Genomic DNA, 23,923 nt, shown 5'->3' on the forward strand with positions numbered 1-23,923 from the left:
TAATAGAAAGAGAGGGAACATGATGAGAGAAGCGGTTATAGTTGCAGGTGCCAGGACACCGGTCGGAAAAGCCAAAAAAGGTACGCTTGCAAATGTCAGGCCGGATGACTTAGGAGCGCTCGCAGTAAAAGAAACCCTAAAGCGTGCAGGAAATTATGAAGGAAATATCGATGATTTAATTATCGGATGTTCTATGCCTGAAGCAGAACAGGGGCTGAACATGGCCAGGAATATCGGCGCCCTTGCCGGACTTTCACATGAAGTGCCGGGAATAACGATCAATCGCTATTGTTCCTCAGGCCTGCAGGCTATTGCCTATGCATCTGAAAAAATCATGATTGGCCATGCAGATACAATTATCGCTGGCGGTGCAGAATCTATGAGCCTGGTGCCAATGATGGGGCATGTAGTCCGCCCGAACGCCAAACTGGCGGAAACAGCTCCTCAATATTATATGGGTATGGGACATACAGCTGAAGAGGTTGCAAAAAAGTATGGCATTACACGTGAAGACCAGGATGCATTTGCTGTCAGAAGTCATCAGAAGGCTGCGAAGGCAATTCAGGAAGGCAAATTTGCAGATGAAATTGTACCTGTAGACGTAACGTTCAGAACTGTTGGAAAAGACAATAAGCTGACAGAAAAGACAATCCAATTCAGCCAGGATGAAGGTGTTCGTGCAGATTCCACAATAGAATCACTTGGAAAACTGCGTCCCGCATTCTCGGTAACCGGCAGTGTCACAGCTGGAAATTCATCTCAGACAAGTGATGGAGCAGCAGCGGTAATGGTTATGGACCGGGAAAAGGCAGAATCATCAGGATTGAAGCCAATGGCTAAATTCAGAAGCTTTGCCGTAGGCGGTGTTCCTCCTGAGATCATGGGTGTCGGCCCGGTTGTGGCCATTCCTAAAGCATTAAAGCTTGCAGGGCTGGAGCTTTCGGATATCGGTTTATTTGAATTGAATGAAGCTTTTGCATCCCAATCCATTCAAATTATCCGTGAGCTGGGATTGGATGAAGAGAAGGTAAATGTTAACGGAGGTGCTATTGCACTCGGGCACCCGCTGGGCTGTTCCGGAGCCAAGCTCACTCTGTCTCTAATTCATGAAATGAAACGCCGCAATCAGCAATTCGGAGTAGTAACAATGTGCATCGGAGGCGGCATGGGCGCAGCCGGAGTATTTGAACTTTTATAAGATGAATCGAAATTTGGAGAGAAGCCCTCAGGCTTTTCTCCGCAAAAACAGAATGGAGGAAAGTAAATGTCAAATCAAACTGAAAATCTTATCAAAGGCGGAAGCTTTTTAATCGAAGATGTTTCCTATGACCGGGTTTTTACACCTGAAGATTATACAGATGAGCAGGTTATGATTGCTAAGACGACTGAAGATTATGTGGTGAATGAAGTTGTCCCGCAAATTGAACATCTTGAAAACCATGAATTTGACCGTTCTGTAAAACTATTGAAGCAAGCTGGAGACCTTGGCCTATTAGGCGCAGATGTTCCAGAGGAATACGGCGGACTTGCATTAGATAAAGTAAGCTCAGCACTTATTGCAGAGAAAATGGCGCGTGCAGGCGGCTTTTCCATCTCTCACGGCGCCCATGTCGGCATTGGCTCTCTTCCGATTGTTCTATTCGGAAATGAAGAGCAAAAGCAAAAATACCTTCCTGAACTTGCTACAGGCGAAAAGCTTGCCGCTTATGCATTGACAGAGCCAAGCTCAGGTTCGGACGCTCTTGGAGCAAAAACAACCGCCAAACTGAATGCTGAGGGCACACACTATGTATTAAACGGTGAAAAGCAATGGATAACAAATGCAGGCTTCGCAGATGTATTCGTAGTATATGCAAAAGTTGACGGCGAACACTTTTCTGCATTCATCGTTGAAAGAGAATTCCCAGGTGTATCTGTAGGGGCAGAAGAAAAGAAAATGGGAATCAAGAGCTCTTCTACCCGTACGTTAATTCTTGAAGACGCCAAGGTGCCAAAGGAAAACCTGCTGGGTGAATTCGGCAAGGGCCATGTGATTGCTTTTAATATCTTAAATATTGGCCGCTATAAGTTAGGTGTAGGAGCAGTTGGCGGAGCGAAGCGTGCATTCGAACTGGCTGTTCAGTATGCGAACCAGCGCCAGCAGTTTAAGACACCTATCTCTCAATTTAATTTGACTAAAGAAAAACTGGGCACCATGGCTTCAAAGATTTATGCAGCGGAAAGTGCAGTGTATCGTACAGTAGGTTTGTTCGAGGACCGTATGAGCAAGCTTACAGATGAGGAAGTAAAAGATGGCAAGGAAGTCGCAAAGTCAATTGCTGAATATGCCATTGAGTGCTCCATGAATAAATTTTTCAATACGGAGGTCCTCGACTACGTAGTAGATGAAGGTGTTCAGATCCACGGGGGCTACGGTTTCATGGCTGAATATGAGATTGAAAGAGCTTACCGTGATTCACGAATTAACCGTATTTTCGAAGGAACAAACGAAATCAATCGACTATTAGTACCAGGCACGTACCTCCGCAAAGCACTAAAGGGAGAGCTTCCGTTATTCCAGAAAGCCCAGGCGCTGCAGGAAGAGCTCATGATGATGATGCCTGAAGAGCCTGGCGACGAGCCGCTTGCACAGGAAAAATATCTGGTTAAGAACGCGAAGAAGATCGGACTGCTTGCTGCTGGTCTGGCAGCACAAAAGTATGGAAAGGCTCTTGATAAAGAACAGGAAGTACTTGTAAACATTGCGGATATTATTTCGAATGCTTATGCAATGGAATCTGTTGTTCTTCGCACTGAAAAGGCCATTGAAAGAGCTGGCCTTGAAAAGAGCAAACAAAAGCTCCTGTACACTCAAATTTTCTGCCAGGAGGCATTTAACGAAATCGAGCAGGATGCAAAGGAAACACTTGTGGCAGTTGAAAACGGCGATGCACTGCGCATGATGATGTCAGCATTGCGCAAATTCACACGACACACGCCAGTCAACGTGATTACAAAGAAGCGTGAAGCATCAGAAAAACTGATCGACGCGGAACGTTTTACCGTTTAATCTGACTAAGCTCCCTTCCGATGAAGGGAGCTTTATTATTGTAAAAATAACCATTCAAAAAATTTTTCCGGCTTGCAGGAACAAATAGAAAAATGTCGAATATTAAATTGGTAATCAAGGTTATGCTTTGTCACCCTTTTATGTTACTATTCAATTAAAAGGCAGCAATTTTGGATAAGCCTGAATTTGCTAAAATGGGTGGTGAAAAAATGGCGTTGACTTTTTATTGGTATCCTAAATGCGGGACATGCCGTAAGGCCAAGAAATGGCTTGACGAACATAATCTGTCCTATGAAGAAATACATATAACAGACAATCCGCCTTCTCGAAGCGAACTTAAAGCGCTTTATAAAAACAGCGGTTTGGAACTAAAGAAGTTCTTTAATACGAGTGGCCAAAAATATCGGGAGCTCGGCTTAAAGGACAAAGTAAAAACCTCTTCAGATGAAGAACTGCTCGATATTCTGGCAACAGACGGCATGCTCATCAAGCGTCCGCTGCTGACAGATGGAGAGAAAGTAACAGTGGGCTTCAAAGAAGAGGAATATGAAAAGAAATGGCTTTCCTTATAGCTGGAAGCCACCATTAACCATGAGATCGATTTACTGATCATAAATTGAAATATTAATATGGAGGGATACATAATGAGCACACCAAAAGAATTACGTTATTCAGAAGAGCATGAGTGGGTAAAAACAGAAGATGGGAAAGTACGTATTGGGATTACGCATTTCGCGCAATCAGAACTTGGTGACATTGTATTCGTTGAGCTTCCTGAAGTTGGCGATGAGCTAAGTGCAAACGAACCATTCGGAAGCGTAGAATCTGTAAAAACAGTTTCTGAACTTTATGCGCCTCTAAGCGGTAAAGTGGTTGAAGTAAATGAAGATCTTAACGACAATCCTGAGTTCGTAAACGAGTCTCCATATGAAAAAGCATGGATGGTTGTGGTGGAGCCTTCAGATTTAAGCGAAGTAGAAAGCTTGATGACTGCTGAGCAATATGAAGAAATGACAAACGAAGATTAATTAGAGAGCCGGTTCACTTCCGAACCGGTTTTTTCGTTTCTTAGGGTAAATCATGTCCAGCTGCTTCAGCATTTTTGTTCTTACCTTTAATTGCTATTTTTCTTTTACATAGACAGGGCAAAACTATAGGTACCCAAATGCATGGAAGGAATGATTACAGATGACATTGAAGCAGCAGAAAATCGATATAACTGACCGGGTTGTCGGCAAACTTAACAATAATGGGATAGATCTTTATCTTGAAAATGAAAAAATTGGCCAAATCAGCCTTCCGGAAGGCTCTTCTTTCAATCTGTCCCATCATTTTGAAACCGAACACCAAAAAATATACCAGAATGTCTCCGTTCCAGATAAAGCGCAAGCGCGCTACACAGACTGTGACGAAGGCGGCTGGTGCTGACTACTGTAAACAGCGGAATTATTTCCGCTGTTTATTTAATAGGCTAAAGTGTTATGACCGGGCATACAATGAATTAGGCTATTTAAAGAAGACATAAAAATATTTTTCTTCAAAAACATTTCCTTTCCTAAACCGGGCAAGGAATATATAAATCAGCATGGCCCTAACCTCCAAAATGGGCAGGAGATTCACACCATAACCGAGAATAATGAATATATTAAGATAAAAACAATGCATTACTGGCTTTTAGCTTAAACGAACAGTTTCAAAATAACTCCTTTCAGGTGATGACGATGAACGATGGAATTCCGGAAAAAGTGATTATTGTCGAGGGAAAGTCAGATAAAACAAAGGTTAAAAGCATTATAAGAGAGCCCGTTGAAATTATCTGCACAAATGGAACAATAAGCATTACCAAACTGGATGAATTAATTGACACACTGTTTGATAAGGATGTATATATATTGGTGGATGCCGATTCAGCAGGTGAAAAGCTGAGAAAACAATTCAAAAGGGAATTTCCAGAGGCAGAGCATCTATACATCGACAGAATGTACAGAGAAGTAGCGACAGCACCGGAACACCATTTGGCAACAGTGCTGCTGGGAGCTAACATTGACGTTTATACACAATATCTGGACAGATAAAGTAAGGATGATAAAATGCAGGAATGGTCGCAGCAGGACATTGAGGAAGCGATTAGCGGAGAAGAAAAAACGATTCTTATCTATTTGTATACGCCTATGTGCGGAACCTGCCAGATGGCAGGAAAGATGCTGGCAGTTACAGAGCAATTGCTGCCAGGTCAAAAAATGGGGAAAGCGGACTTAAATTATATGCCGCAATTGGCTGAAAAATGGGGAGTGGAAAGCGTACCCTGCCTCCTCATCTTCAGAAAAGGAACTTTACATGAAAAATTATATGCTTTCCGATCCGTACCCTATTTATTGGATAAAATCAGAAGCATCGATTAGCAGAAACCAGGAGCAAAGCAGCCTGGTTTTTTGCATGTTTTAAAAAAGCCTTTTCACTATTCAAAATATATTTACAAACCCATTCCGAAAGAGTATGATACTTAGGGAATCGAAATAAAAATCATACAGTGCAGGAAGGGATCCGCATGGCATTTTACAGGGAGTGGGCTGGTCAATTTAAAGGTTATAACCGCAACATAAAATTGGCTTTTATGGCGAATATCCTTACACAAATTGGTTTTGGGATATTCATGGTAATTTATAATTTCTACATAAGGGAGCTCGGCTACTCAGAAAGTGTTAATGGACAAATCATATCCATGACTGCTCTCGCGACAGCAATGATTCTTGTGCCGGCAGGGATAGCCAGCGACCGAATTGGCAGAAAAAAAGCGATGATGTTTGGTGCAGTTGCAACAGGTGTAGTTATGCTCTTCAGAAGTATAGTTGAAATGCAGGAGCTCCTGATTTTATTTGCATTTTTAACCGGGCTGACAACAGCCTTTCTTCAGGTATCCGGCATACCATGGCTGGCTGAAAATTCAAAGGCTGATCAAAGGGTTCATTTATTCAGTATCCATTTTGCTATAATGACGGGCGCAAATGTGATCGGGAACTTAAGCGGGGGCATCTTAACGGATGTATTTTCTTTGTTTACGGATCAGCTCACCAGCATACGCATCACCCTTCTGATTGCAAGTGTGTTTTTTATAGCCGGCTTATTTCCAATTTTGCGTTTCGCAGAGGTTTCGAAAGATCGAAAAGGTGCAAAGGGCATAAAAGGCTGGTCATTCAAAAATCTCTCAGCTAAAAATGACGGTGTCAAAATTATCGCGATGTTTGCTTTTGCTCAGCTGCTGATTGGAATTGGTGCAGGACTAGTTATTCCCTATCTGAATCTATACTTCGCAGACCGCTTTGAAGCCTCCAATTCAGCTATTGGCATGATTATTTCTTTAGGGCAGGCTGCCACGGCCTTTGCCATGATTATCGGACCGGTTGTGGTAAGAAAAGTGGGAGAGGTAAAAGCTGTTGTGATCCTGCAGCTCATGTCACTTCCTTTCCTGCTTTTAACCGCTTATACTGAAAACCTTTGGCTGGCTGCCATTGGCTTTTTGTTCCGGCAGGCGTTGATGAATGCGGGAAATCCTATACAAATGTCATTGATGATGTCAAAGGTAAATGATTCGATGAAAGGACTGGCAAACTCAGTCAATCAGATGGTGTTCAATCTGGGCTGGGCTGTAATGGGCCCGGTTTCAACAGGAATCGTCATGAGATATGGAGATTATTGGGGATATGCACTCGTATTCTCCATTACAGCTTCTTTATACTTGATTGGCTCTCTCTACTTTTTCTTTGTATTCAGAGGCTATAAAAAGACAAAAACTGCAGCAGCCTCTGTGAAAATAGTATGATCTGACATATTTCTCGGGAAATGAAAAGGCAATGCCAATTAAACAGGCAATGCCTTTCTGATTTTGTCGAATGAAAAATAAAGGATTAAAGCACTTTATTACTGAATATTAAAGTCAATTGACCCCATTAAAAGAGGTGAGGCTGTGAGGAGTTTACCTGATGTATTTATCCGGGAATTAAAGGCTAAAGGGCATCTTGGATTTTTCTTAAGAAGTTCAAACTTTTCTCTGCTTATTAAGGCGGGAAACACATGCATTCCTTTGAAAATTTCGAATGGGGAAATACAGAAGGCAAGCCGCACCAGCCATTTTGATGTGGAAATCTCGGGATCGGAAGAAGCTGTATTGTCACTGATTACAGGAAAAGTAAAGCTAAGGGATGCCATTTCCCAAAACGAAATCATGCTTGAAACCACTTACAGAAAAAAGTTGCTGCTCGAGTCTTTTTTCTGTTTAGGGAAAATTTCACTGCACAATACTTGACCGTATTTTTAATAGTATGATAATATCGTTTTAATATTAATTAACTGAATATTCTTATCAAGAGAGGCGGAGGGACTGGCCCAGCGAAGCCCGGCAACCGGTAAAGTACACGGTGCTAAATCCAGCAGAGCAGAATGCTCTGAAAGATAAGAAGAGTCGATACAGCCCTCTTCTTATGAAGAGGGTTTTTCTGCTTTTAAGAAATGAAATACAAACATTTTTATAGAGGAGAGATAGCGATGACGGACAAACAGAAAAATTACCGCTTTGAAACAATTGGAGTACATGGGGGGCTGAAGCCTGACCCTGTAACTGGAGCGAGGGCGGTCCCAATTTATCAGAATAATGCTTATCAGTTCAAAAATACAGATCACGCTGCAGATCTCTTTGCCCTGAAAGAACCGGGATATATTTATAGCAGGATACATAATCCAACTGTCAGTGTGTTTGAGGAAAGAGTGGCCATGCTTGAAGGAGGAGTGGGTGCGCTGGCTCTTGCCAGCGGCCAGTCTGCTATTACACTTGCCATTTTAAATATCGCCGAAGCTGGTGATGAAATTGTTGCCGCATCCAATTTATATGGGGGCACTTATAATTTATTTGCAGTTACACTTCCCAAGTATGGAATAAAGGTAAAACTGGTGGATCCAAAGGATCCGGAAAATTTCCGGAGCACCATTACAGATAAAACAAAGGCTGTCTTCGCCGAAACGATTGGAAACCCCAGCCTGAAAATCCTGGATATTGAAAAGGTTGCCGCAATTGCCCACGAAAACGGTGTGCCGCTGATTGTTGATAACACTTTTGCTACCCCTTATCTTTGCAGGCCTATTGAACATGGCGCTGACATTGTCATACACTCTGCGACAAAATGGCTGCTCGGCAATGGGACCACAATGGGGGGAGTTATTGTAGACGGCGGAAAATTTGACTGGAATTCTCCTAAATTTCCGGGCTTTACAGAGCCTGATCCGAGCTACCATGATATTGTCTATAGCGAAGCAATTGGCGAAGCTGCTTATATTATCAAAGCACGGGTACAGCTGTTAAGAGACTTAGGACCTGCAATGAGTGCGCAAAGTGCATTCCAGTTCACACTGGGTCTTGAGACTCTGCATGTGAGAATGAAGGAACATGTTGCCAATACCAAAAAGGTAGTGGAATATTTAGAGGCGCACCCAGCCGTTAATTGGGTGCTCTATCCAGGTCATGAAAACCACCCGGATAAAGACTTGGCAGATAAATATTTGCCAAAAGGAGCCGGGGCAGTGGCTGTATTTGGAATTGCGGGCGGACGAGAGGCTGGAGCCAAGCTGATCAATAGTTTGCAGCTATGGGCACATGTGGCAAATGTCGGGGACGCAAAGAGCCTGATTATCCACCCTGCAAGCACTACTCATCAGCAGCTGGATGAGGAAGGTTTAAAAGCTGCAGGAGTGCCGGAGGACCTGATTCGGATTTCGATCGGCATCGAAAATGCAGAAGATTTAATTGAAGACCTGGAACAGGCGATAGAAGCAGCTGCAGGTCTCACATCGCTAGCTGCAAAAGCGTAAAGGAAAATTTACCATTCACTTTTTTCCGAAAGTTTGAAATTTCATCGTTGACACCTTTTTAATGGCTATGATACGATAGCAAACGTAATTAAAAAACTGCTTAATTCATTTAAAGTATTAATTTAATATAGAACGTTACGCTCTTATCAAGAGAGGTGGAGGGAAGTGCCCTATGAAGCCCGGCAACCGTCAATTAGTTGAAATGGTGCCAATTCACTCAAAGCATAGCTTTGATAGATGAGAGAAAGGACTAAATTTTTTTATGCCTTTCTGCTCATGTGCAGAAAGGCATTTTTGCTTTTGCGCATGAAAGCCTATATAGAGTGAAAAATAGGGAATAAAAGCAGTCTATTAATTATTATCTGTATCTTTCGATAAAAGAGGTGACTATCACGTTGATTTCCATAAAAGATGTACAGAAGATATTCTCTTCAAAAAACGGTCAGGTAAAAGCAGTTGACGATGTAAACCTGGAGGTAAAAGAAGGAGAAATTTTCGGTGTTATCGGATACAGCGGTGCAGGTAAAAGTACCTTAATCCGCATGCTGAATGGGCTGGAGCTTCCTACCCATGGCAGTGTAACAGTAGCAGGCAATGAGGTTTCAAAGATAAAGGGAAGCAAGCTAAGAAAAGCGCGGCAGGAAATAAGCATGATTTTCCAGCACTTTAACCTGTTATGGTCGAGGACAGTAAGAGAGAATATTGCATTTCCGCTTGAAATCGCAGGGGCTTCCCGGCAGGAAAGGCTCAAAAGAGTAGATGAGCTCATTAAACTCGTCGGTCTCGAAGGAAGAGAAGATGCCTATCCTTCGCAGCTTAGCGGGGGTCAAAAGCAAAGAGTTGGGATTGCCAGAGCCCTTGCCAATAATCCAAAAGTGCTGCTTTGTGATGAGGCAACATCTGCCCTTGATCCGCAGACAACAGACTCCATTTTGGAGCTGCTTGTTGACATCAATGAGCGGCTGGGCTTAACCATTGTCCTCATTACACATGAAATGCACGTAATCCGTAAAATTTGCCATCGGGTTGCTGTTATGGAAGGCGGCCGGATTGTGGAAATCGGCCCTGTGTTGGATGTCTTTAAGAATCCGAAAGCTGTGATTACAAAGCGTTTTGTCCAGCAGGTGACAGAGCCTGAAGAAACGAAGGAAACAATTGATCATCTGGTCGATTTGTATCCAAAAGGAAAAGTAGTCCAATTAGGATTTGTCGGCGAAGCAGCTGAACAGCCATTGATTACAAACCTGATCCGTCACTTCCAGGTAACTGTTAACATTCTGCAGGGGAAGATCTCCCAGACGCAGAATGGTTCCTACGGTACCCTATTCATCCATGTTGATGGAGAAGCAGAGGAAGTTGCAAAAGCGATTGAATTTATCCATTCTCAGCAGGTGGGCGTGGAGGTGATTTCCAATGCTTAATGAATGGTTTCCAAATGTGAAATGGGACTCCATGTGGGAAGCTACTGTGGAAACTCTCTATATGACAGCTATTTCTGTTATTGCAACGTTTATTTTAGGAGCGATTTTGGGGCTGCTGCTCTTTTTGACCTCAAAGGGGAATATCTGGGAAAATGCAGCAATCAATAAAATTATCTCTGCGTTCGTCAATATTTTCCGTTCGATTCCATTTATTATCCTTATTGTATTACTGATTCCATTTACGAAGTTTTTGCTTGGGACAATGATTGGGGAGGATGCAGCATTGCCTGCATTAATTATTGGTGCTGCCCCGTTTTATGCCCGAATGGTGGAAATCGGCTTGAGGGAAATTGACAAAGGGGTAATTGAAGCGGCCAAGTCAATGGGCGCAAAAACAAGCACGATCATCTGGAAGGTTCTGCTTCCGGAATCAATGCCCGCCCTTGTTTCGGGAATAACCGTGACAGCTATCGCGCTGGTTGGCTACACAGCCATGGCTGGTGTAATCGGCGCCGGGGGTCTAGGAAATCTGGCTTATCTGGAAGGATTCCAGCGGAGCCGAAGTGATGTAACGCTTATGGCGACCGTCATTATTCTAATCATCGTATTTATCATCCAGTTTATTGGAGATATCATTACAACAAAATTAGACAAACGATAAGGAGAGATTGACATGAAAAAATGGTTATCACTTGTTCTTGCACTGGCAGTTGCACTTGTACTTGCAGCTTGCGGCACTTCAGAAGAGGGCGGCAATGCCGGTGAAGGCGGAGATAGTAAAGAAAGCAAAAAGATTACAGTGGGGGCTTCCAATGTCCCTCATGCTGAAATTCTTGACGAAGCAAAGCCATTACTTGAAGAAAAAGGCTTTGAACTTGATGTTGTGAAATTCCAGGATTATGTATTGCCAAATCAGGCTCTTGAATCTAAAGAGCTTGATGCAAACTACTTCCAGCACATTCCTTATCTTGAGTCACAAAAGGCTGAGCATGGATATGATTTTACGAATGCAGGCGGAATTCATATTGAACCAATCGGTGTGTATTCCCAAAAGTATAAGAACCTTGAGGAGCTTCCTGAGGGTGCAACAATCATCATGAGCAACTCTGTCGCTGACCATGGCCGCATCCTTTCCATGCTTGAAGCTGAGGGACTTATCACTTTAAATGCAGATGTGGAAAAAACGGAAGCAACACTGGAAGATATAAAAGAAAATCCGAAAAAATTAAAGTTTGATACTGAATATGAAGCATCACTTCTTCCTCAGATCTACAATAATGGAGAAGGAGACGCAGTCCTGATTAACTCAAACTATGCAATCGATGCAGGGTTAAATCCTCTTAAAGATTCAATTGCCATCGAGGACAAAGAATCACCATATGTAAATGTGATAGCAGTCCGCACAGGTGATGAAGAAAAAGAAGGAATTAAAGCTCTTGTAGAAGTGCTTCGTTCAAAGGAAATCCAGGATTTCATTCTTGAAAAATATGAAGGTGCCGTTGTGCCGGTATCTGAGTAAAGGCAGAAATGCAGGCGTTCACAGCGCCTGCTTTTTTTTGTGGATCAGCAGTCCCACTTCCCGTATAGATTGAAATGCAATCAAACATACTAACCTTGATACTATTTGAAATGGAGTGGAGATCGATGGAACATTATCATGAACCTTCAAACTCAATAGAAGAAGCCCTGCATGATTATAAAGTCGGATTAGGAGTTTTCACTGAAAAAATGCCTGATTTGGCAAAGCATTATAATGCTTTTACAGAAGCCTGCTTTAAAGAAGGGGTTTTATCTCAAAAAGAGAAGCAGCTGATCGCGCTCGGCATCAGTTTATATTCTCAGGATGAATACTGCATTATTTACCACACGAAAGGCTGCATTGATCAAGGGGCGTCCGAAGAAGAGATTCTTGAGGCAGTAGGAGTAACAGCAGCTTTTGGTGGCGGAGCGGCCATGAGCCAGGCGGTTACGCTCGTCCAGGAGGCCATGACCGAATTGAATCAGCAAAATCACTGAAAATCTTCTCCTGCTTGGCAGCAGGAGTTTTCTTCTGCAATGGTAATTTTTCAGAAAATTTATAAAAACAACCATTAATCCAGAGCATTCGGCCAGTATTCTAAGGATAGGAAGTATGAAAGCGTTTCACCAGTTCTCATTCCTTATTTTGCTAAAAAAATCAGGTTTTTTCCGCTTTGTGCGGGGTATAGTGTGAGTGTTAAGATTTTAGATGTAAAACCAAATGCTGAAAAGCATAAAAACCGAAAGGATTGATTCATTATCAGTCAGTTACAGCTGAACTACACGAGTGAAATGGAAAAAGCTATGCAAGCTGCCCATGGAGTTGGATATGAAGTGTACAGCCGGAAACATGATATTCGAATGGAAGTTGAAAAAAGACGTGAAGAAGATTATCTTCAAAGCCAGCGCTTAGTTGCAGATCTTGAAAGAAAAATTCATTCCTAAGTTAAAGGTATATATAATAATGAAGTAAATAGTAACCAGTGCCGATGATGCACTGGTTTTCTTTTTGCAATACATGAAATTACAGTACCGGGAAAAAATAGACAGGACATGATGGTTTCCGGTAATTTCACTCTTTGATGACAAAGATTTTATATGATAAAATTTATATTTACAGGCTTTCTAAACTTTTTCGTTTGAAAAGTTTGTTAATGGTCTCAAAGAGTTGCTATGATATTTGATTTGTTATAAGATTGTAATGAGAATAAAATGAGAATAGAGATTTGCGGATGAAACCGATTTACAAATCTTCTTTTATTGACGGAGGTATATATTATGGCAGGATCAGTACTTACAATTAAAGACCTTCATGTTGCTATTGAGGGAAAAGAAATACTAAAGGGTGTAAACCTTGAGATTAAAGGCGGAGAAATTCACGCAATTATGGGGCCGAACGGTACAGGTAAATCTACTTTATCTTCTGCTATCATGGGCCATCCAAAATATGAAGTAACACAGGGAAGCATCACTTTAGATGGTAAAGATGTTCTTGAAATGGAAGTTGACGAGCGCGCACGTGCCGGCCTGTTCCTTGCAATGCAATATCCAAGTGAAATCAGCGGCGTAACAAATGCCGATTTTTTACGTTCTGCAATTAACAGCCGCCTTGAAGAAGGAAATGAAATTTCTCTTATGAAATTCATCCGCAAAATGGACAGCAAGATGGAATTCCTTGAAATGGATCTTGACATGGCTCAGCGTTATCTTAATGAAGGTTTCTCAGGCGGAGAAAAGAAGCGCAATGAAATTCTTCAATTAATGATGCTTGAACCTAAAATGGCTATCCTGGATGAAATCGATTCCGGTTTGGATATCGATGCATTGAAAGTTGTTTCAAAAGGAATCAATGAAATGCGCGGAGAAGAGTTTGGATGCTTAATTATCACACACTACCAGCGCCTTCTTAACTACATCACACCTGACCATGTTCACGTGATGATGCAGGGCCGCGTTGTAAAATCAGGCGGACCGGAGCTTGCACAGCGCTTAGAAGCTGAAGGATATGACTGGATTAAGAAAGAATTGGGCATTGAAGACGAAACAGTTGGGCAAGAAGCGTAAGCGTTAGGGGGATCACTATGACAACGGAAATAAAACTACCATTTGATAAGGAATATGTTAGTTCCTTTTCAAAAGATATGGGCGAGCCGGCATGGCTGACAGAACTCCGTCTAAATGCGCTTGCAGACGCGGAAAGCCTGCCAATGCCAAAGCCTGATAAAACCAAAATAGCTAAATGGAACTTCACACAGTTCGAAAAGCACATTGTCGGAAGCGAAGACTTTGCGTCTCTAAACGACCTTCCTGAGGATGTAAGAAACCTGATTGATACAGAAGCTGGCGATCAGAATTTATATATTCAGCGCAATAATAGACCAACTCATTTGTCTGTATCTAAAGAACTTCAGGAAAAAGGTGTTATTTTCACAGACATCTTTACAGCGGCAAGAGAACACAGCGAGCTTCTTCAGAAATATTTTATGAAGGATGGCGTCAAAACGGACGAACACCGTTTAACTTCTCTGCACGCGGCTCTTTTAAACGGCGGAGCGTTCTTGTACGTTCCGAAAAATGTGGAAATTTCAGCGCCAATTCAGGCAGTATATATCCATGATGATAAAGAGGCAAACCTATTCAACCATGTATTGGTTGTAGCTGATGATAACAGCTCAGTTACTTACGTGGAAAACTATGTTTCTGTAGTTGAGGAAGCGAACGGCATCTTCAATATTGTTACAGAGGTCATTGCCAATGCAAATGCACGAGTACAGTATGGTGCAGTTGACACACTTGCTAAGGGAACAACAGCTTATGTGAACCGCCGCGGGGTTGCAGGCCGTGATGCCCGCATTGAATGGGCTCTTGGACTTATGAACGATGGCAATACAGTTTCAGAGAATACAACTAACCTTGTTGGAGACGGTTCTTTCGGGGATACTAAAACAGTTGTTGTAGGACGCGGAGAACAGACTCAAAACTTTACAACGAAAGTAGTTCATTTCGGAAAGAATTCCGAAGGCTACATTTTAAAGCATGGGGTTATGAAAGACTCTGCTTCATCCATCTTTAATGGAATCGGTAAAATCGAGCATGGGGCTTCCAAGTCAAATGCCGAGCAGGAGTCACGCGTATTGATGCTAAGCGAAAAAGCGCGTGGGGATGCCAACCCGATTTTATTAATCGATGAAGATGATGTAACAGCAGGACACGCAGCTTCAGTTGGCCGTGTGGATCCATTGCAGCTTTATTATCTAATGAGCCGCGGTATCTCCCAAAAAGAGGCTGAACGTCTTGTTATTCACGGCTTCTTGGCGCCTGTTGTTAATGCTCTTCCGATCGAAGGCGTTAAGAAGCAGTTGACTGCCGTCATTGAAAGGAAAGTAAAATAATGAATGCCCGTGAGATTCGGCAAATGTTTCCCATCCTGGATCAGGAAGTCAATGGAAAGCCTCTTGTTTATCTGGACAGTGCCGCTACTTCCCAAAAGCCTGTTCCGGTAATTGAGGCGATTGATAAATACTACCGGGAATATAATTCGAATGTTCATAGAGGCGTCCATACGCTAGGCACGAGAGCAACGGATGGCTATGAAGGTGCCAGGGAAAAGGTGCGTAAATTCATTAATGCCAAATCGACTGAGGAAGTTATTTTTACAAGAGGAACAACAACTTCCATCAATACAGTTGCAGCAAGCTACGGACGTGCTAACCTGTCTGAAGGCGATGAAATTGTGATCTCCTATATGGAGCACCACAGCAATATCATTCCGTGGCAGCAGGTAGCTAAGCAGACGGGTGCCACATTAAAGTACCTTCCCTTGCAGGAAGATGGTACCATCTCCCTAGAGGATGTCAGGACAACCGTAACAGCTGATACGAAAATCGTATCCATTATGCAGGTGTCGAATGTGCTTGGTGTTATGAACCCAATTAAGGAAATTGCAAAAATTGCCCATGAGAACGGCGCAATTATGATTGTGGATGGTGCGCAAAGTGCTCCGCATATGAAAATTGATGTTCAGGATCTGGATTGTGATTTTCTTGCTTTTTCCGGTCATAAGATGTGCGGCCCTACTGGCATTGGTGTTCTTTACGGAAAGAAAAAGCACCTGGAAAAAATGGAGCCGGTTGAATTTGGCGGTGAAATGATCGACTTTGTCGGCCTCTATGAATCAACATGGAAGGAGCTTCCGTGGAAATTCGAAGGAGGCACGCCAATTATTGCAGGTGCCATTGGATTAGGTGCTTCAATTGATTTCCTTGAACAGATTGGCCTGGACGAAATTGAGGCGTACGAGCACAAGCTGGCCGCTTATGCTATGGAAAAAATGTCTGCTATAGACGGAATGACCATTTATGGGCCAAAAGAAGCCTCAAAAAGGGCCGGCCTGGTTACGTTTAATATAGACGATGTTCATCCACATGATGTGGCAACTGTATTGGATGCAGAAGGAATTGCAGTCCGCGCCGGCCACCATTGTGCACAGCCGCTGATGAAGTGGCTCAAGGTGTCGGCAACTGCACGTGCAAGCTTCTATCTGTACAATACGGAAGAAGATATTGATAAGCTTGTTTCAGGGCTTGTCAAAACAAAGGAGTATTTCAGCGATGTCTTCTAAAAATTTAGATACCCTTTACCGCCAGGTTATAATGGATCATTATAAAAACCCTCGTAACAAAGGGGTACTTGAAGATGACAGCCTGACGATCAATATGAATAACCCTACTTGCGGGGACCGGATTCAATTGACGCTGAAGCTTGAGGACGGCAAAGTGGCTGATGCGAAATTTGAAGGCGAAGGATGTTCCATCTCCATGTCCTCAGCTTCCATGATGACCCAAGCCATCAAGGGTAAAAATATTGAAGAAGCCTTAAAGCTTTCCAAAGTTTTCTCGGACATGATGCTGGGAAAAGAATATGATGAAGATGATCTGGATCTTGGCGATATCGAAGCTCTTCAGGGAGTTTCCCAATTTCCTGCCCGAATCAAATGCGCCACTTTGGCATGGAAAGCAATGGAAAAAGGCGTTGGCACGGAGAAAGAAGAACAGGAATAAATCAATCAAACGTTTGATTAAAAACTTTTTCGTCTGCCTTGTGTGCTAAAAAACTATGAATTGATAGGGTGTGAACCCTTTCCTATATGAATGGAGGAATACGACGATGGCAAAAAAGATGCCTGAGATCGGCGATTACAAGTATGGTTTTGCCGATAAAGACGTTTCCATTTTCCGATCAAAACGCGGTTTGACAAAAGAAATTGTTGAAGAGATTTCAAAATTGAAGGAAGAGCCACAATGGATGCTTGACTTCCGTTTAAAATCATTGGACCATTTCTACAACATGCCTATGCCGCAATGGGGCGGAGATTTAGCGTCATTAAACTTTGATGAAATTACGTATTATGTAAAGCCTTCTGAAAAAACTGAACGCTCTTGGGATGAGGTTCCTGAAGAAATCAAACAAACGTTTGATAAATTGGGTATTCCGGAAGCGGAGCAGAAGTATCTTGCTGGTGTTTCTGCACAGTATGAATCAGAGGTTGTTTACCATAACATGCAGGAAGACCTTGAAGCAAAAGGAATCGTATTTAAGGATACAGATTCCGCTCTTCGTGAAAATGAAGATATCTTCCGTGAGCACTGGGCAAAGGTTATCCCTCCAACAGATAACAAATTTGCTGCATTAAATTCAGCCGTTTGGTCTGGCGGATCGTTCATCTATGTTCCTAAAGGAGTTAAGGTTGATACGCCATTGCAGGCTTATTTCCGCATTAACTCTGAAAACATGGGGCAATTTGAGCGTACCTTAATTATTGTTGATGAAGGCGCACATGTACACTATGTAGAAGGCTGTACAGCACCTGTGTACACAACCAACTCTCTTCATAGTGCGGTTGTTGAAATCATCATCAAAAAAGACGCATACTGCCGTTATACAACCATCCAAAACTGGGCAAACAATGTATACAACCTGGTTACGAAGCGTGCGGTTTGTGAATCAAACGCAACAATGGAATGGATTGACGGAAACATCGGTTCAAAACTGACAATGAAATATCCGGCAGTTATTCTTAAAGGAGAAGGCGCACGCGGCATGACCCTTTCCATTGCATTAGCAGGCAAAGGGCAGCATCAGGATGCAGGTGCGAAAATGATCCACCTTGCACCAAACACGTCTTCAACGATCGTATCGAAATCGATATCCAAGCAGGGCGGTAAAGTAACATACCGCGGAATCGTTCACTTCGGCCGCAAAGCTGAAGGTGCACGCGCCAATATCGAGTGTGATACGTTGATTATGGATAACCAGTCAACTTCAGATACGATTCCATACAATGAAATCCTGAACGACAACATTTCTCTTGAGCATGAGGCGAAGGTTTCAAAAGTATCTGAAGAACAGCTATTCTACCTTATGAGCCGCGGAGTTTCAGAGGAAGAAGCAACAGAAATGATCGTAATGGGCTTCATCGAGCCATTTACGAAAGAACTTCCAATGGAATACGCAGTAGAAATGAACCGCCTGATCAAGTTTGAAATGGAAGGTTCTATTGGTTAATAATAATTTTAAAAAAAATGATTGAACGGCTATGCCGTTCAATCTTTTTTTTGTTTAAGAGACTCCACCTTTGAAGGAGGGCAGTTAGTCAACCTGTATTTTTCCACTCCAAGTCCTGCCGATTTCTTTATTTCTTCATTTAGGATTTCCATCTTTTATAAAATGAATGATAAATAAAGTGTTAGGTGAAAATAAATAGCAGGTGATGAGTTTATGGAGAATATCATATCTTTCCTTCCAAAATGGGAACACTTATTTGGTGCATGTTTAGCTTTTTTAATTCCCTATTCTATTTCCAAAGTTTCAAAATGGTTACGATCAATAAAATCCAGTTAAAGATTTAGCATCCTCTTAATCAAAATTTCCACACCTAAAGTGTAACTTAAAACTTACCAGTCTCGAAAAAATATTTTATGTAAGCAGGTGAGGGAGATGAATCAATGGGCTTGGCTGCAAAAAAAGAAAAAACAAACGAAAAATGCTCATCAACAAGTAAAGATACATGGGACAGATGTATTCTTTTCATCTAGTTTGGATTCTAACCTCGAGCAAATACAAAATATTTTAGGAAATAACCCTGATATCGCGATTCGCAGATTTAATATTGACTTATATAACGTTAAAGCAGCTGTCGTTTTTATTAAAGGGCTTGCCGATAAAGAGCAAATTCATGAACAAATATTAAAGTCAATCATGTTAGAACTTCAAATGCGAGAATGCTATGTAAAACAAGACCAGGCCACCGGCTCGCACATCAAAGAAATCATTAAAGACCATGTTGTAACGCTAACCGATGTCGAAGAAAACAACAAGATAGAAGACTGCGTGATAGGGGTTTTGAATGGAGATACGGCATTACTAATTGATAACGTCGATACATCCCTTATACTTGGAACAAAAAAATGGCCATCAAGACAAATTGAAGAACCAATTACAGAAGCTACTGTAAGGGGGGCAAGAGAAGGATTTGTCGAAAATATTTTTGTGAATATGTCTTTAATTCGAAAGCGAATTAGAGATCCCCATTTAGTTTTAGACAAATATACAATAGGGCTCAGAAGTCAAACACCGGTTATCATGGCATATATAAAAGATATTACAAATGACAGCATCATCCAAGAAGCCAAAAAACGATTAGAAAAAATTGATATTGACCAAATACTTGAATCGGGGATTATTGAGCAGTTCATTGAAGATGATTTTTTATCACCGTTTCCACAACTCATAACAACTGAAAGGCCGGATAAAGTAGCAAGTGGATTATTAGAAGGACGTGTAGCCATCTTAGTTGATGGAACGCCTTTTGTATTGCTTCTGCCAGTCACGATTACCTCTATTCTTCAGGGGCCGGAAGATTATTATGAACGATGGTTTGTTGGTACCCTCATTCGCTTCATGCGGTTTGGAGCAGCGTTTGTCTCTTTATTTGGTCCTTCATTATACGTAGCACTTATTTCGTATCATCCAGGGTTAATTCCAACTGATTTAGTAATTTCGATTGCAGGAAGCAGGGAAGGAGTGCCATTTCCAAGTATTGTAGAAGCATTATTGATGGAAATCACAATTGAAATACTGCGGGAAGCAGGTGTAAGGCTTCCTAAACCAATTGGACAAACAGTTGGAATTGTAGGAGGGCTAGTTATTGGGGAGGCGGCTGTTACAGCGGGCTTAGTCAGCCCAATGATGGTCATTGTTGTGGCAGTTACGGCAATTTCTTCCTTTTCTTTACCGCAGTATGGGGCGGCAATAGCTATTCGAATCTTACGCTTTGGAATGATGCTTTCAGCTGCTGTATTAGGGTTATTTGGAATTATTATGTTTGCGATGGCCATTACGATTCACCTTGTCAAGCTTAAAAGTTTTGGTGTTGAATATACCTCTCCATTTGTTCCGTATCAATTTAAAGATTGGAAGGATGCAATACTTCGATTACCATATAGTGTTCTTAAAGAGAGACCTGAAATGTTAAAACCCAAAGACTCCACTCGGATTAGATAAAGGAAGATCATAGTGAATGGTTCAAACGAAAAAATTACACCTACACAGGCTACAGTCGCTTTAGTAATGACAATCATTGGTGTGGGGATTGTAACATTACCCCGCGTAAGTGCAGAGGAAGTTCAAACGCCTGATATTTGGATCAGTATGCTTTTTAGTGGCGGAATCACATTTGTTGCTGCTTTTTTTATAACCAAGTTATGCCTTCGATTTAAAGGAATGACGATTTATCAATTTAGTCCTATATTGGTTGGCAAATGGGCAGGTCTTGTTTTTAATCTATTTATTATTATGTATTTTATATTAGTTAGTGGATATCAGGCACGATCAATGGCTGAAGTGCTTCGCGCTTATTTGCTGGATAAAACTCCGATAGAAGCAGTGATTATCGTTTATATCGCAGTAGGCGTGTATATCGTGATCAGCGGCATATATCCTATTGTAAAATTGCTTCAAATTTACTTTCCGGTTGTTTTGGTATTTATTTTTTTTATGCTGGGTCTTAGTGTAACAAATGTTGATCTAAATAATCTTCGCCCTGTCTTAGGTGAAGGATTTAAGCCAGTTGTCAACGGGATTAAGCCAACAACTTTATCTCTTGCTGGAATTGAAAGTTTTCTTATTTTAATCGCATATATGCAACGTCCACAACAAGCTATGAAAGCTGCAGCCGTGGGAATATTTATCCCGTTATTTTTGTATATCCTGATCGTAATAGCTGTTATTGGCTCATTAACAGTAGATGAGGTCAGGCAGTTAACATGGCCGACGATCGAACTGGTCAAATCAATTGAAATGAAATTCCTCCTTTTAGAAAGATTTGAAAGCTTTTTTATCATTCTTTGGGTGATTACAACGTTTACATCCTTTATAATGAATTTTTATTTTGCTAGTTTAGGTTTGAGTCAAGTTTTTAAGAAAGCGTACAAACCTTTTGTGTATGGTCTTATACCATTCATTTATCTATGTGCGATGTATCCGGAAGATATAAATGGAGTTTTTAAATTAGCTGACTATATTGGCAACATGGCCATCATAATTACAGGATTTATCCCCATCCTTTTTTTAATGATTGCCTTCATAAGGAGGAAACGAAATGCGAAGAATTAAAAAAAGCATCTTGATATGCTGCTGCATCTCGATCCTTTTTATGGGAGGGTGTTGGGATCGCGTTGATATTGAAGATATAGGTCTGGCTGTTGGTGTCGGAGTGGATTATCAAGAACATTCAACAAAACGCATAACTCCTGAATTTACAATTCAATCTGTTGTACCTAAAGTATTGGCTGGAGAGAATGGAGGCGGCGGCAGTCAAGCAGAGCCATTTCAAAACTTAACAATTGAGGAATCCTCTTTATTTGAAGCGGGCCGTGAAGCTTCCACGGCTACAAGTCGCAGTCCGAATTATGCCCATTTAAAAGTATTGGTAATTAGTAAGGAAGCAGCACAATCCATTAATTTGCTCCAATTATTGAATTTTTTCTTTCGCGACCATGAAATAAGACGGACAGTTCATGTATTGATATCAGAGGAAAAAGCAAGCGAAATATTAAGCATAAAAGGAACAAAGGATCCAGTACCTGCTTTAAAGCTATTGTCTATAACTGAAAATATGAAAACGAAAACAGCAAAAATGCCCCCAAAATTATCCTTAGGCGATTTCTCGGAAAAAATGTCGGCCAGTTCAAGTTTTTTGGTTCAGAAAGTACAAAAATTTAATGGTGGAGTTCAAATCATTGGAGCAGCAGTTATTAAAGGGATTACACAGAAAATGATTGGGGAGCTTAATGAAGACGAAACCTTGGGCATTAATTGTATTACAGGTGAAGCGAAAGCAGGTGCCGTAACAGGAGTCGATAAAGAAACGGGCAAAATCATTACATATGAAATTGATCAGCTGAAAAGTTCAATTAGGCCTCACGTAAATGGAGGGGATATTTCGTATACAGTAAACATTAATACTGAAGGCCGATTATCTGAAGATTGGATTCCAAACAGTGATGCTTTTAATGAGAAGTTTATTCGAGATGCAGAAAAAACAGTTGAAAAAGAATTTATGCGATTAATGGAAGCAGGATTAACCAAGACTCAAAAAGAATTAAAAGTAGATGTCGCTGGATTTGGAGAGAGTTTACGAATCAATCAACCGAAAGTGTGGAAAAAAGTAAAGGGAAATTGGGAGGAACGGTTTCCTGAAGCTTCAATTAATATTAACGTGAAGGTTAACATTAAACAATTCCAGACTCAAGGCAGAAAAATGAATAAATCGAAATAATAAAAGTGCAAAAGGAGCAAAACCTTCAACTAGCTTATACTCGCCCCTTTAATTTATATAAGTAGCAACTTCCCAATATAGGGTAAAATCAGAGGAGTAACAAAATAAGAATACTTCACAGCCATAGGACGCTTTCTTAGAGTTAAGGAGAAAGCGTCTTGTTTTATATATGGCAAGAGCTTGGAGTTCAATAAAATCAATGCTTAGCAATCAATTGTTTATTATTTTAAAGGAAGTTTAAAAAATCCTATGGTAAACTGGATTAAAAATCTTGGAAATTGAAACTTTTAATAAATTATAATCATATAGAGTTTCAGTACAAAATTTTCCGTTAAAAGAAAAGTAGAGTAAAAAACGGAGGTGTTTCAATGATTATCATCGGCGTAACAGGCTGGGGCGACCATGATAGCCTATATACGGGCAATGTTTCACCTAGAGATAAGCTAAAAGAATATGCGGGCCATTTCCCTACTGTGGAGGTGGACTCTGCTTTTTATGCGGTGCAGCCAAAGCGTAACTCTTCCAAATGGGTAAAGGACACGCCTGAATCTTTTCAATTCATAGTAAAAGCCTACCAGGGCATGACAGGTCATCAGAGAGGTGAAATCCCTTTTGAAAGCAAAGAAGAAATGTTTGAAGCGTTTAAAGATTCATTGGAGCCTTATATCGAATCCGGCAAACTGGCTATGGTACTGTTTCAATTTCCGCCATGGTTTGACTGCAAAAAAGCCAATGTCGATTACCTCCGCTGGTGCAAGGAGCAGATGGGGGATATCCCATGTGCCCTGGAGTTCAGGCATCAATCATGGTTTCGTCCGGAGTTCAGGGAAAGCACATTAAGCTTTATGAAAGAGGAAGACTGGATTCACAGCATCTGTGACGAGCCGCAAGCCGGTGAAGGTTCAGTTCCGACAGTTCTGGAAACAACCAGTACTGACAAGGTGCTCGTTCGTTTTCATGGACGCAATTTTCACGGCTGGCAGAAAAAGAATGCGGACAACTGGCGGGAGGTCCGCTATCTTTACCGCTATAACGAAAAAGAACTGGCAGAATGGGCAGAACATCTGAAATTGCTCGAGAAAAAATGTAAAAATGTATTCGTCGTTTTCAACAACAACTCTGGCGGTGACGCGGCAGACAACGCTAAACAAATGATCGAAATGCTGGATATCGAATATCAGCAGCTTGCTCCAAGACAGCTTGATTTATTCTAAAGCGGGTGACAGGCACCTACACCAC

General features: G+C 41.5%; 24 protein-coding genes and 2 riboswitches. All 24 genes read left to right on the forward strand.

Going from position 1 to position 23,923, the window contains the following annotated elements; genetic code table 11:
* Positions 1 to 22 precede the first annotated feature (22 nt).
* The 24 genes from CE058_RS11020 to CE058_RS11130 all read left to right on the forward strand — a co-directional run bounded on the left by CE058_RS11020 (position 23) and on the right by CE058_RS11130 (position 23,898).
* Positions 23 to 1,198 (forward strand): acetyl-CoA C-acetyltransferase, encoded by a 1,176-nt coding sequence (locus CE058_RS11020; protein ID WP_163142625.1) that lies wholly within the window; start codon positions 23 to 25, stop codon positions 1,196 to 1,198.
* A 66-nt stretch (positions 1,199 to 1,264) separates the two neighbouring features.
* The gene (locus tag CE058_RS11025) at positions 1,265 to 3,049 is read left to right on the forward strand and encodes an acyl-CoA dehydrogenase family protein (protein ID WP_163142549.1); all 1,785 of its coding nucleotides are present in this window, start codon (positions 1,265 to 1,267) and stop codon (positions 3,047 to 3,049) included.
* A gap of 209 nt (positions 3,050 to 3,258) precedes the next feature.
* Positions 3,259 to 3,621: an arsenate reductase family protein gene (locus CE058_RS11030; protein WP_048008483.1), complete on the forward strand. Its 363-nt coding sequence runs from the start codon at positions 3,259 to 3,261 to the stop codon at positions 3,619 to 3,621.
* A gap of 72 nt (positions 3,622 to 3,693) precedes the next feature.
* Positions 3,694 to 4,077 (forward strand): glycine cleavage system protein GcvH, encoded by a 384-nt coding sequence (gene gcvH / locus CE058_RS11035; RefSeq protein ID WP_009331744.1) that lies wholly within the window; start codon positions 3,694 to 3,696, stop codon positions 4,075 to 4,077.
* A gap of 160 nt (positions 4,078 to 4,237) precedes the next feature.
* The gene (locus tag CE058_RS11040; protein WP_048008459.1) at positions 4,238 to 4,477 is read left to right on the forward strand and encodes a YusG family protein; all 240 of its coding nucleotides are present in this window, start codon (positions 4,238 to 4,240) and stop codon (positions 4,475 to 4,477) included.
* A gap of 293 nt (positions 4,478 to 4,770) precedes the next feature.
* Positions 4,771 to 5,124 carry a toprim domain-containing protein gene (locus CE058_RS11045; RefSeq protein ID WP_035329346.1) on the forward strand — a complete coding sequence of 118 codons (354 nt, stop codon included), beginning with the start codon at positions 4,771 to 4,773 and terminating at the stop codon, positions 5,122 to 5,124.
* A 15-nt stretch (positions 5,125 to 5,139) separates the two neighbouring features.
* Positions 5,140 to 5,451 carry a thioredoxin family protein gene (locus CE058_RS11050; protein ID WP_048008460.1) on the forward strand — a complete coding sequence of 104 codons (312 nt, stop codon included), beginning with the start codon at positions 5,140 to 5,142 and terminating at the stop codon, positions 5,449 to 5,451.
* A 146-nt stretch (positions 5,452 to 5,597) separates the two neighbouring features.
* Entirely contained in the window at positions 5,598 to 6,869 is a 1,272-nt protein-coding gene (locus CE058_RS11055) for an MFS transporter (RefSeq protein ID WP_163142552.1), read from the forward strand.
* 144 nt (positions 6,870 to 7,013) lie between these two features.
* Positions 7,014 to 7,352, forward strand: a complete 339-nt coding sequence (locus CE058_RS11060) for an SCP2 sterol-binding domain-containing protein (protein ID WP_048008462.1) — start codon at positions 7,014 to 7,016, stop codon at positions 7,350 to 7,352.
* Positions 7,353 to 7,403: 51 nt separating this feature from the next.
* Positions 7,404 to 7,505, forward strand: a riboswitch (SAM riboswitch).
* An 86-nt stretch (positions 7,506 to 7,591) separates the two neighbouring features.
* On the forward strand, positions 7,592 to 8,908 hold the full coding sequence (locus tag CE058_RS11065) for an O-acetylhomoserine aminocarboxypropyltransferase/cysteine synthase family protein (protein WP_163142555.1): 1,317 nt from the start codon (positions 7,592 to 7,594) through the stop codon (positions 8,906 to 8,908).
* Positions 8,909 to 9,048: 140 nt separating this feature from the next.
* Positions 9,049 to 9,152, forward strand: a riboswitch (SAM riboswitch).
* Between the two features lie 151 nt (positions 9,153 to 9,303).
* Positions 9,304 to 10,329 carry a methionine ABC transporter ATP-binding protein gene (locus CE058_RS11070; protein WP_163142558.1) on the forward strand — a complete coding sequence of 342 codons (1,026 nt, stop codon included), beginning with the start codon at positions 9,304 to 9,306 and terminating at the stop codon, positions 10,327 to 10,329.
* Entirely contained in the window at positions 10,322 to 10,990 is a 669-nt protein-coding gene (locus CE058_RS11075; RefSeq protein ID WP_048008465.1) for a methionine ABC transporter permease, read from the forward strand. Before CE058_RS11070 ends, CE058_RS11075 begins: the two co-directional genes overlap by 8 nt.
* A 12-nt stretch (positions 10,991 to 11,002) precedes the next feature.
* Positions 11,003 to 11,848 (forward strand): MetQ/NlpA family ABC transporter substrate-binding protein, encoded by an 846-nt coding sequence (locus tag CE058_RS11080; RefSeq protein ID WP_163142561.1) that lies wholly within the window; start codon positions 11,003 to 11,005, stop codon positions 11,846 to 11,848.
* Positions 11,849 to 11,973: 125 nt separating this feature from the next.
* Complete coding sequence (locus tag CE058_RS11085; protein ID WP_048008467.1) at positions 11,974 to 12,345, forward strand: carboxymuconolactone decarboxylase family protein; 372 nt, start codon at positions 11,974 to 11,976, stop codon at positions 12,343 to 12,345.
* 294 nt (positions 12,346 to 12,639) lie between these two features.
* Positions 12,640 to 12,792 carry a YuzK family famiily protein gene (locus CE058_RS24755; protein WP_169799774.1) on the forward strand — a complete coding sequence of 51 codons (153 nt, stop codon included), beginning with the start codon at positions 12,640 to 12,642 and terminating at the stop codon, positions 12,790 to 12,792.
* Positions 12,793 to 13,125: 333 nt separating this feature from the next.
* Positions 13,126 to 13,911: a Fe-S cluster assembly ATPase SufC gene (gene sufC / locus CE058_RS11090; RefSeq protein ID WP_035329355.1), complete on the forward strand. Its 786-nt coding sequence runs from the start codon at positions 13,126 to 13,128 to the stop codon at positions 13,909 to 13,911.
* A gap of 17 nt (positions 13,912 to 13,928) precedes the next feature.
* The gene (gene sufD / locus CE058_RS11095) at positions 13,929 to 15,239 is read left to right on the forward strand and encodes a Fe-S cluster assembly protein SufD (RefSeq protein ID WP_048008469.1); all 1,311 of its coding nucleotides are present in this window, start codon (positions 13,929 to 13,931) and stop codon (positions 15,237 to 15,239) included.
* Positions 15,239 to 16,468 (forward strand): cysteine desulfurase, encoded by a 1,230-nt coding sequence (locus CE058_RS11100; RefSeq protein WP_163142564.1) that lies wholly within the window; start codon positions 15,239 to 15,241, stop codon positions 16,466 to 16,468. Before sufD ends, CE058_RS11100 begins: the two co-directional genes overlap by 1 nt.
* Positions 16,458 to 16,907: a Fe-S cluster assembly sulfur transfer protein SufU gene (sufU, locus tag CE058_RS11105; RefSeq protein ID WP_035329358.1), complete on the forward strand. Its 450-nt coding sequence runs from the start codon at positions 16,458 to 16,460 to the stop codon at positions 16,905 to 16,907. Before CE058_RS11100 ends, sufU begins: the two co-directional genes overlap by 11 nt.
* A gap of 106 nt (positions 16,908 to 17,013) precedes the next feature.
* On the forward strand, positions 17,014 to 18,411 hold the full coding sequence (gene sufB / locus CE058_RS11110) for a Fe-S cluster assembly protein SufB (RefSeq protein ID WP_048008472.1): 1,398 nt from the start codon (positions 17,014 to 17,016) through the stop codon (positions 18,409 to 18,411).
* A gap of 432 nt (positions 18,412 to 18,843) precedes the next feature.
* On the forward strand, positions 18,844 to 20,409 hold the full coding sequence (locus CE058_RS11115; RefSeq protein ID WP_048008473.1) for a spore germination protein: 1,566 nt from the start codon (positions 18,844 to 18,846) through the stop codon (positions 20,407 to 20,409).
* Between the two features lie 12 nt (positions 20,410 to 20,421).
* Entirely contained in the window at positions 20,422 to 21,519 is a 1,098-nt protein-coding gene (locus tag CE058_RS11120) for a GerAB/ArcD/ProY family transporter (RefSeq protein WP_163142567.1), read from the forward strand.
* Positions 21,506 to 22,684 (forward strand): Ger(x)C family spore germination protein, encoded by a 1,179-nt coding sequence (locus tag CE058_RS11125; RefSeq protein WP_163142570.1) that lies wholly within the window; start codon positions 21,506 to 21,508, stop codon positions 22,682 to 22,684. The genes CE058_RS11120 and CE058_RS11125 overlap by 14 nt, the downstream gene beginning before the upstream one ends.
* A 368-nt stretch (positions 22,685 to 23,052) precedes the next feature.
* A complete protein-coding gene (locus CE058_RS11130) occupies positions 23,053 to 23,898 on the forward strand; it encodes a DUF72 domain-containing protein (RefSeq protein ID WP_163142573.1) in 846 nt (281 codons plus the stop codon).
* Positions 23,899 to 23,923: the final 25 nt, after the last annotated feature.

The sequence above is a fragment of the Bacillus sp. 22-7 genome, from assembly GCF_010628845.1.
Taxonomy (GTDB): domain Bacteria; phylum Bacillota; class Bacilli; order Bacillales; family Cytobacillaceae; genus Cytobacillus; species Cytobacillus firmus_B.